Annotated in this window: 9 protein-coding genes and 2 tRNA genes; 5 read left to right on the top strand and 6 right to left on the bottom strand. The window is 63.3% G+C overall.

Annotated elements, in window-relative coordinates; translation table 11 throughout:
* Positions 1-56: 56 nt before the first annotated feature.
* Entirely contained in the window at positions 57-419 is a 363-nt protein-coding gene (locus U5A58_RS27365) for a BON domain-containing protein (protein WP_321963733.1), read from the bottom strand.
* Between the two features lie 170 nt (positions 420-589).
* Complete coding sequence (locus tag U5A58_RS27360) at positions 590-964, bottom strand: response regulator transcription factor (RefSeq protein WP_321916188.1); 375 nt, start codon at positions 962-964, stop codon at positions 590-592.
* A 278-nt stretch (positions 965-1,242) separates the two neighbouring features.
* On the opposite strand from U5A58_RS27360, the gene U5A58_RS27355 reads away from it, so the two are divergent.
* The 4 genes from U5A58_RS27355 to U5A58_RS27340 all read left to right on the top strand — a co-directional run bounded on the left by U5A58_RS27355 (position 1,243) and on the right by U5A58_RS27340 (position 13,881).
* Positions 1,243-1,956 (top strand): response regulator transcription factor, encoded by a 714-nt coding sequence (locus U5A58_RS27355; RefSeq protein ID WP_321963732.1) that lies wholly within the window; start codon positions 1,243-1,245, stop codon positions 1,954-1,956.
* Between the two features lie 46 nt (positions 1,957-2,002).
* A complete protein-coding gene (locus U5A58_RS27350; protein WP_321963731.1) occupies positions 2,003-2,659 on the top strand; it encodes a response regulator transcription factor in 657 nt (218 codons plus the stop codon).
* 153 nt (positions 2,660-2,812) lie between these two features.
* Positions 2,813-8,719, top strand: a complete 5,907-nt coding sequence (locus U5A58_RS27345; RefSeq protein ID WP_415774301.1) for an AAA family ATPase — start codon at positions 2,813-2,815, stop codon at positions 8,717-8,719.
* Entirely contained in the window at positions 8,716-13,881 is a 5,166-nt protein-coding gene (locus tag U5A58_RS27340; protein WP_321963729.1) for an AAA family ATPase, read from the top strand. The genes U5A58_RS27345 and U5A58_RS27340 overlap by 4 nt, the downstream gene beginning before the upstream one ends.
* Here U5A58_RS27340 and U5A58_RS27335 read toward each other — a convergent pair.
* On the bottom strand, positions 13,878-14,252 hold the full coding sequence (locus tag U5A58_RS27335) for a response regulator (protein ID WP_321938662.1): 375 nt from the start codon (positions 14,250-14,252) through the stop codon (positions 13,878-13,880). The genes U5A58_RS27340 and U5A58_RS27335 overlap by 4 nt on opposite strands.
* A gap of 240 nt (positions 14,253-14,492) precedes the next feature.
* A complete protein-coding gene (locus tag U5A58_RS27330) occupies positions 14,493-15,800 on the bottom strand; it encodes an MFS transporter (protein WP_321963728.1) in 1,308 nt (435 codons plus the stop codon).
* Positions 15,801-15,963: 163 nt separating this feature from the next.
* On the opposite strand from U5A58_RS27330, the gene U5A58_RS27325 reads away from it, so the two are divergent.
* A complete protein-coding gene (locus U5A58_RS27325; protein WP_321963727.1) occupies positions 15,964-16,170 on the top strand; it encodes a hypothetical protein in 207 nt (68 codons plus the stop codon).
* 194 nt (positions 16,171-16,364) lie between these two features.
* Here U5A58_RS27325 and U5A58_RS27320 read toward each other — a convergent pair.
* Both U5A58_RS27320 and U5A58_RS27315 read right to left on the bottom strand, forming a co-directional pair.
* A tRNA-Gly gene (locus tag U5A58_RS27320) sits at positions 16,365-16,440 on the bottom strand.
* A gap of 5 nt (positions 16,441-16,445) precedes the next feature.
* Positions 16,446-16,521, bottom strand: a tRNA-Asn gene (locus tag U5A58_RS27315).
* Positions 16,522-16,579 lie beyond the last annotated feature (58 nt).

The following is a 16,579-nucleotide window of genomic DNA, read 5'->3' as shown; positions in this document are numbered from 1 at the left end:
CGGCATGGCCGGCGCACTCGCTTACGGTGAAACCGGGAGCGTTGGGGTAGTGCTTATCACGGTGCTGCGTACAGCGTCAGTTTGGTTGCGACCTGCTGAACGCCCGGCACTTTCGATGCGACGTCCTGAGCAACCTGGTCCTGCGATTCGTCGAGAATCGTGCCCGCCAGGATGACCTTGCCCGTACGCGTATTGGCGAACACGGCGATGTCCGTGTCGTTCAGGTCGTGGTCCTTGTAGAGGGCTTCGCGGACCTTTTTCGCCAATGCGTGATTGGCGGCGCGGTCGGCGCGCATTTGCGCGCGGATCTGCTGCTTGGTCAGTGCGGGCGTGTCGCCGGTCGTGGTGGTTTGTGCGAGAGCGGCGGAGGAGAGCAGCACGGCGAGCGCGGCCGTAAGCGCCTTGGAGCGAAGCGTCATGGAATCACCTGTTGACGTTGAGTATGAACGAGGAGTTGTCGATGCGGGTCTTGCCCGGTGGGAAGCATAGACCGCTGGCCGTCCTGGCTCTATCAGACGTTAGGTGGTTCGTCCTATACGAATGTCAACGGCGCACTATACCTTGGGATGCTCCGGCGATCCGCGACGATTTACGCTGCGCTACCGGCTGCGACGGCGACGGCGGCGGCGAGATCTCTGGCCCTGACGGGCTTGATGAGGAATGCGCTCGCGCCATTGTCCAGCGCCAGGCTCTGGAGTTCGGGCATGGGGTAGGCCGTGACGAAAATCGTGGGTATGCGAATGCCCGCGCCAATCAGGCGCAAAAACATGTCGACGCCGGTCATGCCGGGCATCTGGACATCCGAAATGATGCAGCGCGGGTGCCGCTCGCCCACGGCGGCCAGCAGATCCATGCCGGACTCGAATGTCACGACGTCGTAATCGAGCGAGCGTAGCAAGCTGGAAAGGCCGGAACGGACCGAAGGGTCGTCGTCAACCACCCAGATGACTTGTGGCGTACACAATGAATATCTCCCGTGGCGTGCTGGAGGCGGTATGGCTGTGATCCGTCGCGTGTACGCGGCATAAGCTTACCGGAGCCCCCAAGCCGCCGAAATCATACGGAGGTATAGATAGGGTTTGCCGCAATCCGTAGGTAAGATGCAAGGGGGAAGTGAGGGTTCACCCACCGCACGCCCCTCGCCGAGCACACAACGCTTACCAATCATTGCGCAATCGCGCGCCTCGCGCGCGGCATTCCCTTTGGGTTGACGCCTGAAATCAGCAACCGGTGGAGTTTGGCATGTACCAAATCGAGAGCGATCGTGGCGAGCGTGCGTCCGTGGAGGCGAGCCGGGCTTGCACGGAGCACGCTGCATCGAAAGTCTTTGTCGTCGACGACGACGAAAAGCTTCGGGAAGGACTCAAGAGCCTGCTCGAATCGGTGGGGTTTCATGTCGAGACCTTTCCGGCCACGGCGCAATTTTGCGAGCGCGTGCAGGCCGATATTCCGAGCTGCCTGATACTCGATGTGCGGTTAAAAGGCGAGAGCGGTCTCGAGTTTCAGGCATGGGCGGCGGAAAATGAAATCGTCATGCCGATTATTTTCATGAGCGGATATGGCGATATCGAAATGTCGGTTCGCGCGATGAAAGGCGGCGCCATCAATTTCCTGACCAAGCCGTTTCGCGAGCAGGACATGATCGAGTCCGTGACCGAGGCGTTGCAGCGCGACGCGGCGCGTTTGATGAGGCTGAGCCAGTCGAGCACGCTCAGAGAGCAGTTTTCGACCTTGACGCCGCGAGAGCGCGATATCGCCGTGCTCGTTGCAGCGGGGTATATGAACAAGGCGGCGGCGAGCAAACTCGCACTCAGCGAGATGACCGTGAAGATTTACCGCGCGAGAGCGATGAAAAAGCTTGCCGCGCGCACGACGGCGGACCTGGTGCGAAAAATCCGGACGCTGCAGATCGAAGGCGATACCGGGTCGATAGCCGATCCGATTACCCACGATTGATGAACGATTCGCCGGAGATAACGTGCATGGTTGCAGGGGAACGGTAATGGAGAAAGACGCGGTTCGTATTGCGCCAGGGGGGGAGGGTGCGGTTGTCTATGTGATCGACGACGACGAGTCGATTCGCGCGGCGCTTTCGAGCCTGCTGCGCTCGTCCGGCTTCGCCACGCGCACGTTCACGCGCATCGACGAATTCCTGCTGGCGCCGAAAGAAGACGTGCCGGGCTGTTTGCTGCTGGACGTGCGCCTGCGCGGCGAGAGCGGCCTGACCTTTCAGCAGAGCGCGCACCGCTATGAAGTGGACATGCCGATTATCTTCATGACGGCGCACGGCGACATTGAAATGTCGGTGCGGGCCATGAAGGCGGGTGCGATCGACTTTCTTACGAAACCTGTGCGCGAGCAGCGCGTGATCGACGCCGTAACGACTGCCATCGCGAGCCATGCCGCGTGGCGCGAACGCGCCCGCTCGGAGGCGGCGCTGCGCGCGCGCTACGACCAGTTGACCGCGCGCGAGCGCGAAGTCGTGTCGTACGTGGTGGAAGGCTTTCTGAACAAGCAGATTGCGGGCGAATTGAAGCTGAGCGAGATCACGATCAAGATTCATCGCAGTTCCGCCATGCGCAAGCTCGAAGCGCAGTCGGTCGCCGATCTCGTGAGGAAGATGGAGGTCATAAGCGCCGCCGGGCACGCGCGCAATTAATGGCGCACCGGCACGACATGGATGGGGAGAGGCATGGTAGCTAGAGCGGGGCGGCACTCGACGGCAGAGATCCCGGGCTGGGAGGCGACAGGCGCCGCGGAAATTCACGGGCGCATTACCTGTGCGCAACGGCTTCATCGCGACGACGACCTGGTGCTATACCGCGTGAGCACCGAGGCGTGCGAGCAGCCGCTCATCGTGAAAGCGCCGTTCGAGGCACGCGCTTCGCGTGAACTCCTCGCATCGTTCGAGAAAGAATACAGCCTGCGCGAATCGATCGACGCGCAATGGGGCATTCGTCCGCGCGAGTTGTTTCGTTCGGGCGGCCAGTTTCTGCTCACGCTGCACAATTGCGAGGGTGCATCGCTCAGCGGCGACATGGCGCATGGCCGCTCGCTGCGGCGCTTTCTTGCGCTCGCGGTGTCGCTCGCCTCGGCGCTCAAGGACATGCACTCGCATGGACTCGTTCATCACAACCTGAGCCCCGCCAACCTGTTCGTGGATCGCGAGCAGCGCGTGTGGATCACGGGCTTCGGCAGCGCTTGCGGTATCGAGGGCAGCTATGCGGGCGGCGGCGAGATCGGTATCGTGCCCATGAGCCAGCTTCCGTATCTCGCGCCCGAGCGCACCAGCGCCGCGAGCCAGCGTAACGATCCGCGCAGCGATCTGTATGCGCTGGGCGTGCTGCTTTACCAACTGCTCTCCGGGCAGTTGCCCTTTGACGCGCGCGAGCGCGAGGAATGGGTCTATTCGCATCTCGTGAGTACGCCGCGGCCGCTCGGCAATCTCGTTCCTGAAATCCGTCCCGAGATCGAATTCATCATCAACAAGCTGCTGGCGAAAGCCGCCGACGACCGCTATCAGAGTGCGGCGGGCGTCGAGGCCGACCTGCAGCTTTGCTTTGATGAAGTCACATACGGCGCGCAGATTTCGCCCGCACTGCTCGGCCGGGGCGACCGTCAATCGCAGGCCGTGTTTCCCATGCGTACGTACGGGCGGCAGCGTGAACTCGAACAGCTGCACGGCGCGCTGGAACGCGTGCGCCAGACCGGCGACGCCATGGCGGTGATCGTCGAGGGCGAGCCCGGCGTCGGCAAGACGTTTTTCATCGAGGAATTCAAGCGCAATATCGGGTCGGCCGGCGTGCATTTCACGCTCGGAAAATTCGATCAGTACAACGACAATGTGCCGTATGCGGCGTTTGTCCAGGTGCTGCGCGGGCTCGTGCGCCCGCTGCTCAGAAAGACCGGCCCGGAAATCGCGCTATGGAAGGGGCGCTTCGAGGAAGCCGTGGGCAAGGGCGGCCAACTGATCGTCAATCTGGTGCCGGAAATCGGCGCGATGGTGGGGCCGCAGCCCGCAATCGAAACCCTGCCGCCGCAGGAAGCGACCAACCGTTTTCTGCTGATCGTCAAGCGCTTTCTCATGCTGTTTTCGGACAAGCAGCGGCCGCTCGTGCTCTTTCTGGACGATGTGCAATGGCTCGATTCCGGCACGCTGGAAATCATCGATGGCCTCGCAACGGACGCTGAGCTGAAGCACCTGCTGCTCGTGCTCGCGCACCGCAGCATCGATCTGGGCCGCTCGCGGGTGGCGAGCGAACGGCTCAACGGCATTCTTTTCGGCAGGAAGGTGACCGAAAAGATCGGCCTGTTGCCGCTCACGCTCGCGGACATCGTGACGATGATTGCCGAAACGCTGGTCGAGCCGCCCGAGGCCGTCGCGCCGCTCGCTTCGGTGATCTTCGAAAGGACGGGCGGCAATCCGTTCTTCACGATCGAATTCCTGCGCGAGTTGATGCAGGATCGGCTCATCGTGCCGGACGCATACAGCGTGGGTTGGACGTGGGACATCGACAAGATTCGCGACAAGGGCTACACCGACAATGTGGTCGACCTGCTCACGCTGCGTCTCACGCGCCTGAACGATGAAACGAAGCATGTTCTGGCGGTTTTCGCGTGCGTGGGGGGAACGGCGCGCGTGGGGGCGCTCTCCCGCGTGCTCGGCACCGATAGCCGCCGCGTGCTGGCGACGATGCGCGAAGCGGAGACGGCAGGCCTCGTTTCGCGCAAGGGGGAAGCCTACCGCTTCGCGCACGACCGCGTGCAGGAAGCCTCGTACGCGATGCTCGGCGAAACGGCACGCGAACTCGCGCACGCGCAGATCGGCACCAACCTGCTCTTTGCCATGCCAACGGCCCCGAGCACGGCCGAAGTGTTCGAGGTGGTCGGCCACCTGAACCGCGCGCAGCGCATTCTTTCGCAAGCCGACCGCACGCGACTTGCGGAGCTTGACGTGCTGGCGGGCAACGCGGCGAAAGCGGCGGCTGCGTGGAGTTCCGCGCGCGAGTATTTCGCCCAGGCGGAAAAGCTTATCGAGCAGTACGGCGTGAGCGGGGCGCGTATCGACGTATTCCGGCTGCTGCTCGACATGGCGGAGTGCGAGTATCTCACCGGCGGTTTCAGCCAGGCGCTGGAAACGGCGCGCAAAGCGTGCGATCGCGCGGGCGGCCTGCTCAAGCGCGCTAGCGCGCTGCGCATGGAAATTCGCATTCACCAGGCGTCGGGCGATTATCGTCAAGCGGTCGAAACGACGCTCAGCGCGCTTTCGTTGCTGAATGTCGAGGTGCAGGGCGAAGGCATTGACGATGCGCTAGTCGCGCAAAAGCTCGCGGCGTTGCGCGAATTGTGCCCGCCGCACCGGGTCGCGGCGCTGCTCACGCGCGGCTGCCTCGACGACCCCATGCACGAGGCCGTGATCGGCCTCATCATCGACGCGATTCCGAGTGCGTATATCGGCGTACAAAAGCTGTTCCCGATTCTCGTGCTCAAGGCCGCCGAGTTGTGCCTCGCGCACGGCAACACGCGGCTGGCAGGCTATGTCTACGCCATCTACGCGCTGCTGCTGGTCGGCACCACGCGCGACTTCGATCTTGCGCTACGCTTTTCCGAGCTTGCGCTTGCCGTGAACGAGCGTTATGGCGAACCGCGTTTGAGCGGCACGCTGCTGCATTTGCACGGCGACCATATCCTGATCTGGCGGCGGCCGTTTCGCGCGGCCATTCCCGTGCTGGGCCGCGCGATGAGCCAGTGCGTCGAAGCAGGCGACTTCATCTACGCAGGCTATATCGCGTTCGAGAGTATCTGGCAGGCCTATGAGCGCGGCGAGCACCTCAACGAGGTGACTAACCTGTGCCGCGAGAATCTGCGTTTTGCCAACGAACTGCGCAACAAGACTATCAGCGTCACGATCGAACTCGAATTGATGTTCCTGTTGCGCTTGCAGGGCGTCGATGCGGCAGACCTGGGCATTGCCTCCACGCACGAAGCACTCGTCTCGTTCGTGCGTGAGAGCCAGTTCGGCTGCGGTATCGCCTATGCGGCGATCATGGAAATGAAGCTGGACTTCCTGCACAGCCGCTTCGCTGCCACGATTGCGCGCGCAAGAGAGATCGAGCCGCTGCTCGGCGCGGTGATGGCCATGCCGATCGAGGTGACGTACTACTTTTTGCGGGCGCTTGCGCTCGTGCGCGTGATCGACGAATTGCCGCAGGAAGCCGGGCAGGAAGCCGCGCACGAATTGATGGAGCGCGAACTGATCGGCGCCATCGAGCGGCTTGAATCGTGGGCACATAGCGCACCGGAGAACTTCGGCAGCCGCTGCGCGCTCGTCACGGCCGAATATGCGCGGCTCGTGGGCGATTATGCGCTGGCCGAGCAGGAATACGAGCGCGCGATCGAACTGGCGCGTGAGAATGGGCAGCCGCACTACGAGGCCATGGCGCGCGAATGCTCGGCGCACTTCTACCAGCAACGCGGTTTGAGTTCGGTGTCCCAGGCGTGTTTGCGCTCGGCTCGCGACGCCTATGCGCGCTGGGGCGCCGACGCCAAGGTGCGCAGTCTCGAGCAGGCCTTTCACCATCTGCGTGACGGTGCGCCTGCCGCGCGCAGTTCCGGCGCTCACGCGGCGCCACAGGGCACGGTCGATGTCGCCGCAATGGTCCAGTTGTCCCAGGCCGTTTCAAGCGAGATCGACCTCGACAAGCTGGTGCAGGCGTTCATGCAGATTGCCGTGCGCCACAGCGGCGCGCAGCGTGCGCTGCTCATTCTCTGGTCGGGCGAGAGCTTTCGCATCGTGGCCCAGGCCGGTTCCAGGGAGAACGGCATAACCGTGGAAGCGAGCGACATGGGCCTGTGCGAGTCCGTGGTCCCGCTTACCGTGATTCGCCATGTCATGCGGGTTCACGAGAACGTCGTCATCGACGACGGCGCGGAGCCGAACGACTTCCGCGACGACCGTTACCTGAGCGAGGGCCGCTGCCGTTCGCTGCTCTGCCTGCCCCTGTTGCGCCACGCGGGGCTGGTTGGCGTGCTGTATATGGAGAACAGCGTCACGCCGTATGTGTTCGATCTCGCGCGCATCAACCTCATGAACATGCTGGCCGCCCAGGCCGCCATATCCATCGAGAACGCGCGGCTCTATTCCGCGCTCAAGCGCGAGAACGTGGAGCGCCGTCAAACCGAAGCGCGGCTGCGGCGCAGCGAGGCGTTCCTCGAAGAGGGCCAGCGCATCAGCAAGACGGGTACCTGGATCTGGAACACGACCTCGGGTCAATTGCTGTGGTCGCGTGAGAATTACGAGCTGTGGGGCGTGGAATTCACGTGCGAGCGGCCGACCATCGAAATGTGCCTCGAGCGTGTGCTGGAGGCGGACCGGCTGCGCTTCAAGGAAGTCTTCGTCAACGCAATTTGCGAAGACGGCATGCATAGCCACGAATTCTCGACACGGCAAGGCGACGGCAGCGTGCGCCGCCTGCAGGTGATTTTCCGGCCGTGGTCGAGCGACGAGAGCGGTGCGCGCGAATATATCGGCGCGACGATCGATGTCACGGACCGGCGCGCCTTCGAAGACGCGTTGCGGCGCGGCGAGATGTATCTCTCCGAAGCCCAGCGCCTCAGCAATATCGGCAGCATTGGCTGGAATGTCGAATCGCGCGACTTGACGTGCTCCGCGCAAACCTACCGGATCCTCGAAATGGACGAGCCCTCGCGGCCGCATATGGATCTCATGCTGGAACGCATTCATCCCGACGACGTCGATCAGGTGAGGCGCGCGCTGTGCGAGGGGGAGGCAGGCGCGTCGATCATCGAGGCCGAGTATCGCGTGCGCGTGGAAACGGGCGCGGTGAAGTACCTGCGCATGGTGGCGAGACCAATCGCTTCGGCGAGCCGTGCCGTGGAATACGTCGGCGCCCTTGCCGACATGACCGAAATTCACCAGGCGCAAAACGCGCTGTTGCGCGCGCAGGCGGAACTCACGCACGTCACGCGCGTGTCGACGCTGGGCGAATTGACGGCATCGCTTGCGCACGACCTCAAGCAGCCGCTCATGGCGATCATCACGCATGGCGAGGCGGGCATGCGCTGGCTGGACCGCGCGGTGCCTTCGGTTGCCGAAGCGCGCAACAATCTCGCGCGTATCGTGAGCGACGCGGACCGCGCGAGCGAAGTGATCAACCGCCTGCGCGCGCTCGCGCGCAAGGAGCGCCCGAATCGCGCCGCGATCGATTTGACGCAAACCGTCAGTGAAGTCGTTGCACTCGTTCGGCAGGAAATGGAAAAGAACAACATTCGCCTGCGTGTCGTGTCGGAAGACGGTTTGCCCAAGGTGGCCGCCGACAAGATCCAGATCCAGCAGGTGGTCATGAACCTGATCTTCAATGGCATGCATTCGATCCTGAAGTGTCCGGGCAGTACGCGGGTGCTGAAAATCTCGGCCGAATTCGCTGGCGCGGAGTCCGTGCGCGTGTGTGTGTGCGATTCGGGCACGGGTATCGATGCCGATATCGTCGAGCGGCTATTCGAGCCGTTCTTCACGACGAAGTCGGACGGCATGGGGCTTGGCCTGTCCATTTGCCGCTCGATCATCGAGGAACATCGCGGTTCGATCTGGGCGTTCAATAATCAGGACGCGGGCGCGACGTTCTGCTTCGAGCTTCGCGCGGCAGGAAGCGGCGCCGAAGGCACTGTCGCGGCACGCGCGAACGGAACGACCGCATGAGCCATTACGCGCCCATTCTCGACCAACTCGCCGATTACGATGTCACGCAACTGGTCGCGGGGCCGCCGGCGCTCTATCGCGGCGTGAACAAGGAAGGCGCGCACGTGCTGTTCATGGTGACGGAGGACGGCCCGAAAGAGCACGAGCGGTGCGCGCGGTTAGAGCACGCTTATGCGTTGCGCACGCGCCTCGCAGCGCCGTGGGCTGCGCGGCCCTACGCGCTATTGCGGGAAAACGGCTTCGTCGCGCTCGCGCTGCGCGACCCCGGCGGCACGCTCTTGCGCGCGCGCTGGCGTTCGCCGCAAAAGCTCGAGCGCTTTCTGCGCGCCGCAATGGCGATTGCAGCCGCCGTGGAATCGCTCCATGAAGCCGGGCTGGTCCATTGCGACCTGAATCCCGATTGTATTCTGCTCGATAACGCCGACGAATCGGCGTGCCTCCTTGGCTTTGGTCACGCGATGATGGCCGATCGTTCGGACCGCGAAACCAATCTTCACCGTGCCAGCAGCGGGGCGATCGAATACATGGCGCCCGAACTTTGCGGCCGGATGGAGCGCCTGCTGGACTGTCGCGCCGACCTCTATTCGCTGGGCTGCCTGTTCTACGAAATGCTCACCGGCGTGCTGCCGTTCACGGGCGTCGACAGAATGGCGCTCGCGCATGCGCAGCTCGCCAAGCAACCCATGCGTCCTTCCGCTTACGCGCCTGGATTGCCGCGCCAGGTCGAAGCGGTCGTCATGAAACTGCTCGCCAAGAATCCCAACGACCGCTACCAGTCGGCGGCCGGGCTGCTGGCCGATTTTTTGCGCTGCCTGAACGCCGGGCCGGAGCGCAACGCCGCTGCCGTGTTTCCGCTGGACTTGCACGCAAGCGTTGCGATCAGCCGGCACGCCGGGGCGCTATACGGCCGCCGTGGCCAGATGGATGTGCTCGACGCAACCTTGCGCCGCGTGAGCACGAGCGGCGCGGTCGAGCTGGTCTTCGTCGCCGGCTATTCGGGTAGCGGAAAGTCCGCGCTGGTCGATCAATGGGCAAGCGCAATCGGCACGACGTCGATCTCGTATGCGCGAGGCGTGTGCGAACAGCTCGATTCGACCCAACCTTATGGGGCGCTGGCCCGCGCGTTCGAGCGGCTCATCCGCCCGATTCTCGGTCAGGAAGACGCGAGCTTCACCGCGACGCGCAATCGCCTCACGGCGTGCATGGGCGCTCGCGCGGAAATTCTCTATGGTCTTTTGCCCGACCTGAAACTGATACTGGGCGAACTGTCGAGCGACGACGAAACGCAATTCAATGTCGACAGAGCGGTTTACTTGCGCACGATTGCCGATCTGCTCAAAAGCGTGTTGCAGCCCGAGCGCCCGCTCGTGCTGTTTTTCGATGACATGCAGTGGGTCGATGAAGGCACGCTGACGGTCCTCGACTATCTGACGCGCGACAGCGACCTCTCGCATGTCATGCTCATCGCAGCGTTTCGCAGCAACGAAGTGACGCCGGGGCATGCGCTCGAGCGGCTCATTACCGAGACCAAAGACCGGCATCAGGTCATTGCAGTCGAGCCGCTTGACCGCGGCGACATGGCGCGCCTCGTTGGCGACACGCTGGGCTGCAAGCTCGACGCTTCGCTGCCGGTGATCGACATCATTCGGGAAAAGACGGGTGGCAATCCGTTTTTCACGATTCAGCTGGCTGCGGAACTCGCGAGCGAAGGGCTGATTGAATTCGAGGAAAAGGGCGCGTTGCGCCTGCGCGACGTCGATCGCATTCGCGCCAAGCTGTATTCGGACAACGTGGCGGACCTCATGCTGCTGCGCTTCGCGCGGCTGGGCGAGGCCGCGCGTGACGCGTTGCAGGTCTTTGCCTGTCTGGGAGCCGCTGCGAAGATCGCCGATCTCGCGGCGGCGGCGAGCCTCACGAAACAGGCGCTGGAGGCGAGCCTGCGCGAGGCCATCAACGCTTCGCTCATCGACCGCGATGCGGACAGGCTGCGCTTTACACACGACCGCATTCGCGAGGCCGCCTACGCTTCGATGCGCGAAAGCGAACAGGCGGCCCTGCACCTCGAGATCGGGCGCAGGCTCGCCACGCGCTTGCGTGAAGACGAGCCGAGCGACGAACTTTTCGTCGTCGCGAATCAGATCAATCGTGGGGCTTCGCGTGTCGTTTCGCCCGAGGAGCGCAAGCGCTTTGCCTACCTCAATCTGCTCGCGGGGGAACGTGCGAAGGCGGCGACCGCGTACACGTCGGCGCTGGTCTATTTCGAAACGGCTGCGGCGCTGATCGACGAAAGCACCGACGAAGACACGGCACAATGGACGGAATTTCACCGCGCCGACGTGGAATGCCTGATCGGCACGCTCGCGCCTGCCGAGGCGCGGCTCGCGGCGCTCGGCCGCAAGCCGGTGAGCATGGCGCTGCGGGCGGAATTGACGCGCTTGACGGCGAGCCTGCAAACCGCGCAGAACCGGCAAATTCAGGCGCTGACCACGGGGCTCGACTTTCTGGCCCGGCTCGGTGTCAACATCGAAGAGCGCCCGTCGGACAGTGAAGTCGATCGCCTTTATCGGCAGTTGCGCAGCGAGTTGGGCGACAGGTCGATTGCCCAGCTTGGCGAAAGCGCGTGGGTCGAAGACCCGGTGTGGCGCTGCGCGCTCGACGTGCTCGCCGATCTCATTCCGCCCGCGCTCTTTTTCAATGCCAATCTGCTCGACGTGATTCTGCTGAACCTGACCTTGCTGAGTTTGCGGCACGGTCTTTCCGATTCCGCGGCGTATGGTTTCGTTTGCCTGAATCTCGTGTTCGCCGAGCGCTATGGGGACTACAGGACGGGCTATGAGTTTGCGCAACTGGCCGTCGACGTGGTCGATCGTTGCAAGCGCTCGCGCTACAAGGCGCGCATCTACATGCGCTTTGGCAGTCTCGTGATTCCGTGGAGCCGGCCGGCCCAGGACGCCATGCCGTATATCGAGCAAGCGAAGAAGGTGGCGAAAGCGGACGGCGATCTGGTATTCGACGTGTCGGGCGCGCGTAATGTCGTGAGCGTGCTGCTTCTTGCCGGCCGGCCGCTGGACGAAGTTCTCGCGGAGGCGAAGAACGGTCTGAACGTCGCGAGGTTGTCGCGTTTCTTTTTGTATTCTGGCGTTTTCCGCGCACAGATCCAGCTCGTCGAACAACTCGGCGACGCGGGGCGGCGCGACACGGCGGATCATGCCGGCGACGAGGAATACCAGCGGGATATCGACGCGGTGCGCGCGAACAACACGAGCGTTGGCTTTGCCTACTGGACGTGCATGCTGCAGGCGAGCTTCATTTCCGGCGATTTCGAAGCGGCGCTCGAGGCAGAAGTGGCGGCGAGGCGATCGATCGGCGCGTCGAGAATGTTCCTCGAATTGATCGAATATCGCTTCTTTGGCGCGCTCACGCGAGCGAAGCTGTGCGAAATGGCCGCGACGCAGCACGAACGGGCCGCGCACCGTGAAGCCCTCGACGCGCATTGCGCGGCACTGAGCGCATGGGCGCACGTTGGTCCCGCGAATCTCACGGGCCGTGCCGCGCTCGTCGATGCCGAAATCGCGCGGCTCGACGGCCGCGCCCGCGAAGCGGAGCACCTCTATAACAAGGCGATTCGTCACGCCCACGAACGGCGGATTCTGCATGTCGAGGCGCTGGCGTGCGAACTCGCGGCGGCATTTCATCGCCAGCAAGGGCGCGGCACGATTGCCGACGCCTACTTGCGCGATGCTTCGCATGCCTATGCATGGTGGGGCGCGAACGCCAAGGTGCGCGCCATGACGGAGCGCGGCCTGAAAACGGAGCCGTCGGCCAGTGCGCCGATGCCGGCTTTCGACTACCCGTCGCAACAGCTCGATATTGCTGCGATCATCAAGGCTTCGAGCGCGTTGTCCAGTGAAATCGTGCTGAGCCGCCTGATCGAAACGCTCGCGCTCGTGACGCTCGAGCACGCAGGCGCCCAGCGTTGCGTGCTCGCGCTGAACCACGAGGGCGGCTTGCAGATTCATGCGGAGGCCGTGACGCGCGCCGAACTCGCCGAAGTCAATGTCGTGCGGCGCGAGATTTCGAGCGAGGACTTGCCGCTTACGCTGGTGCGCACGGCGATCCGCACGGGGCAGCCGCTCGCGCTCGGCAGCGCCGCGACAGAGGGCGGCTATACGCGCGATGACTATGTGCGAAGGACCCAGGCGAAGTCGGTACTCTGCCTGCCGCTGCTCAAACAAGGCGGTCTGGTGGGCGTGATCTTTCTGGAGAACCGGCTTAGCGAAAGCGCATTTACCGAGGACAAGATCGCCGTGCTTTCCGTGCTCGGCGCACAGGCCGCCATCGCACTCGAAAACGCGCGCCTCTATCAGGATCTCGTGGAGCAGAATCGGCGCATCGCGCATACGGAGGAAGCGTTGCGCAACGCCATGGCCGAGCTTGCGCGCGTGACGCGCCTTACGACCATGGGCCAACTTGTGGCATCCATTGCGCACGAAATCAGTCAGCCTGTGAGCGCGATTCATTCATCGGCCTCGGCGGCCGTGCACTGGCTCGAGCGCGAACCGCCCGCACTCGAGGAGGCGCGCAAGATGCTGACGCTCGTGGCGGGCGAGAGCCTGCGTGCATCGAGCATCATTCACGGCATACGTGAATTGGCGAAGAACGCGCCGCCCACGCTAACCGTGTTCGATTTGAGGCGCGCGGTCGCCGAAGCGCTGCTGCTTGCGGGCGCGGAAGTCGAGAATCACCAGGTCGAAGTCGATAACGCCATCGCGCCGGAGTTCTTCGTGAAGGGCGATCGCGTGCAGGTTCAGCAGGTCGCGCTCAATCTCATTGTCAACGCCGTGGAGGCGATGGCCGGCGTCGATTCGCGTGCCCGCGTACTCGAACTTTCCAGTCGCCATGTGGGCGGCGGCCGGGCGGAAATCACCGTGGCCGACTCGGGGCCTGGGCTGCAAGCCTGCGTCGAGGGGTCGCTGTTCGAGCCGTTCGTGACGACCAAGGCAACGGGCATGGGTTTGGGCTTGTCGATCTGCCGTTCGATTATCGAGCGGCATGGCGGCACGCTGGAGTTCGAGCCCAACACGCCGCATGGCGCGCGTTTCGTTTTCTCGCTCGCCGCCGCGTTTGAAGCGGCGGGGGGAAACGCGGTGCTCGAGCGCTAGCCGGCCCGATTCACCGCCTGCTTGACGTGCATGGCCAGCGCCTGTGCGCTGACCGGTTTGGTGAGGAACGCGCGAACGCCGATCGACATGGCCCGCGCCTCGGCTTCGGCAGTCGGATACGCCGTGATGAGCACGAACGGCGCATCGACGCCCATGTCGATCATGCCCTCGAACATTTGCAGGCCGGACATGCCGGGCATCTGGAGATCGGAGACGACGCACGCAGTGCGATTGTGCGCAAGCCATCGCAGGAGGTCATTCCCCGATTCGAAGGTTTCGACTTCATAGCCGAGCGAACGAAGCAAGCTGGCAAGTGCAAGCCGAACTGACTGATCGTCGTCGACCACACAGACGTGATGAGCGGCGGACACGCATGATCTCCTGAGCAACAACGGCGCGATGGACCAGCACTCCAGCGCGGGTCGACAGCGCTGATAGTAATGACGGAATTCGCCGGGCGGAATCATACGCTTGTATAGCGGGTGTGATTATTTACAACACCGGCAACCATGCGTGTGCTTGCTGGAGAGAACGCTGCGCCGTGCACGTAGTGAGCGTGCAGGCCGCGCAGGTTACCGGTGATTCATTTCGAGTCATTTCGGAATGGAAAGTTATTTTGCCGTGGCGCCGGACGCGCGAGGCAGCGCAAGACTCGTCAACGCGCCGATGACGCACAGCGCGGCCACATAGAGCTCGGGGGCGGACGGGTTCCACTTCAGCATCAGCGAAACCAGAACGGGCGTGAGGCCGCCAAATACCGCGTAGGCCACGTTGTACGAGAACGAGATGCCGGAAAAGCGCACGGCGGGCGGAAAGGCGTTGACCATTGCCACAGGAATTGCCGCAACCGCGCCGACAAAAAAACCTGCTACGGCATAGAGCGGCAGCAGCGCGCCCGGATCGACGGCAAGATGCCGGAGCATCGCGAAGTACGATGCGCCGAGCAGCAGGCATCCAACGAAGATCGTGCGCCGCGTGCCGATGCGGCCCGCAATCGATCCCGCCACCATGCAGCCGATAGTCAGGCAGAACGTTGCCGCCGAATTCGCCTGTAGCGCGGTGGCGGCGTCGATATGAAAGCGCCTCGCCACGAGCGTGGGTGTCATCAGGATCACGACGACGATCGCGGCGGTGAGCGTCCACGTGAGCAGCATCGAGACGACTACAGCGCGGCCGTGCTTGCGCAGCACGGTCTTGAGCGGCACTTCGGTGGCGAGCGAGCGGCGTGCCTTCATTTCGACGAATACCGGCGTTTCGTTGAGCCAGCGCCGCAAGAAGGCCGCGAGAATGCCAAACAGGCCGCCAGTCACGAAGGGAATACGCCATGCGTAGGCGGCGATTTCCGCCTGCGAATAATGTTGATTGATGCCTGAGGCGAGCAACGAGCCGAGCAGGATGCCGAGCGTCAGGCCACCGGTGAGCAGGCCGCACGCATAGCCGATATAGCGCGGCGGCACGTGCTCGGAAACGAAGACCCATGCGCCCGGCACCTCGCCGCCCACGGCGGCGCCTTGCAGCACGCGGCACAACAACAGCAGGACAGGCGCGGCAATGCCGATGGCATCGTAGGTCGGCAGCAGCCCCATGAGGAGCGTGGGCAGCGCCATCAACATCACGCTCAGCGTGAACATGCGCTTGCGCCCGACCAGGTCGCCGAAATGCGCGAGGATCACGCCGCCGAGCGGCCGCGCGAGGTAGCCTGCCGCGAAAATGCCGAACGTCTGCAGCTGGCGCAGCCAGTCGGGAATCGCGGGGGGAAAGAACAATTGGCCGATGGCGGCGGCGAAAAATACGTAGATGACGAAATCATAGAACTCGAGTGCGCCGCCAAGCGCGGCTAATGTGAGCGTGCGGTGATCGCTACCCGCCAGCGGGCGGTGCGGCACAAAGGGAATTTGAGGCGAATTTAGGGAATTCATCGGCGAGGCCAGGTTGGGTTGATGGAGGGCACGTTCGGTGCGCGCGGGCGCAATGGGCGAGCAATGAACCGACCTCGGCTCCGATAACGTCCCAGGCCATCAAAACACCTGAGCGATTCGCGCTATTCCCGCCGCGGGACAGGCGGAGTTGACGCTTTGTGTTGTGTACAAAAAGCAGAGAAGCGCATCGAGCGAGCGCGCATTGTTGCGCGACGGCGCAGTGCAGGTTGATGGAGTGGAAAAGTGGCGGGACGTTGCGTTTCAAAACGCCTGCGCCGAGCGCGTCGGGCTGCGTCTGCGCGAACAGGGAACGCTCAATGTCGTTGCGCTGGCAACTATCGGCAATGGTGCGAAAGGCGGGGATGTCTAGCGCGCGACGTTGTTATCGGCAACTTCGCGACACAGGCGTGGCTCATTGAAGGCGACCGCATCCGGCATGGCGGACAGATCGAAGCGACTTCGCAGATTGGGCAGGGGACGTGCTTGCGGTTTTCACTACCGTAAGGCAAGGACAAGTGCGCCGACTTGCTGCCTTGATCGCAGGCGGATGGCCCGCCTGGGTGCTGGAGCGGGAGACGAGTCTCGAACTCGCGACCTCAACCTTGGCAAGGTTGCGCTCTACCAACTGAGCTACTCCCGCATGTGTGGCTCCCCGACCTGGGCTCGAACCAGGGACCTACGGATTAACAGTCCGGCGCTCTACCGACTGAGCTATCGGGGAATCAAGGAGGCCGGATTGTACAGGAGATTTTTCGAAGTTGCAGCTTTTTCCTGACAAA

The organism is Paraburkholderia sp. J7 (assembly GCF_905220155.1).
Lineage (GTDB): Bacteria > Pseudomonadota > Gammaproteobacteria > Burkholderiales > Burkholderiaceae > Paraburkholderia.
This window is presented reverse-complemented; position numbering and strand designations above follow the sequence as displayed.

Coding starts and splice junctions, on each gene's coding strand:
- U5A58_RS27330 (WP_321963728.1), bottom strand. CDS start 15,800: ATGAATTCCCTAAATTCGCCTCAAATTCCCTTTGTGCCGCACCGCCCG.
- U5A58_RS27350 (WP_321963731.1), top strand. CDS start 2,003: ATGGAGAAAGACGCGGTTCGTATTGCGCCAGGGGGGGAGGGTGCGGTT.
- U5A58_RS27340 (WP_321963729.1), top strand. CDS start 8,716: ATGAGCCATTACGCGCCCATTCTCGACCAACTCGCCGATTACGATGTC.
- U5A58_RS27355 (WP_321963732.1), top strand. CDS start 1,243: ATGTACCAAATCGAGAGCGATCGTGGCGAGCGTGCGTCCGTGGAGGCG.
- U5A58_RS27365 (WP_321963733.1), bottom strand. CDS start 419: ATGACGCTTCGCTCCAAGGCGCTTACGGCCGCGCTCGCCGTGCTGCTC.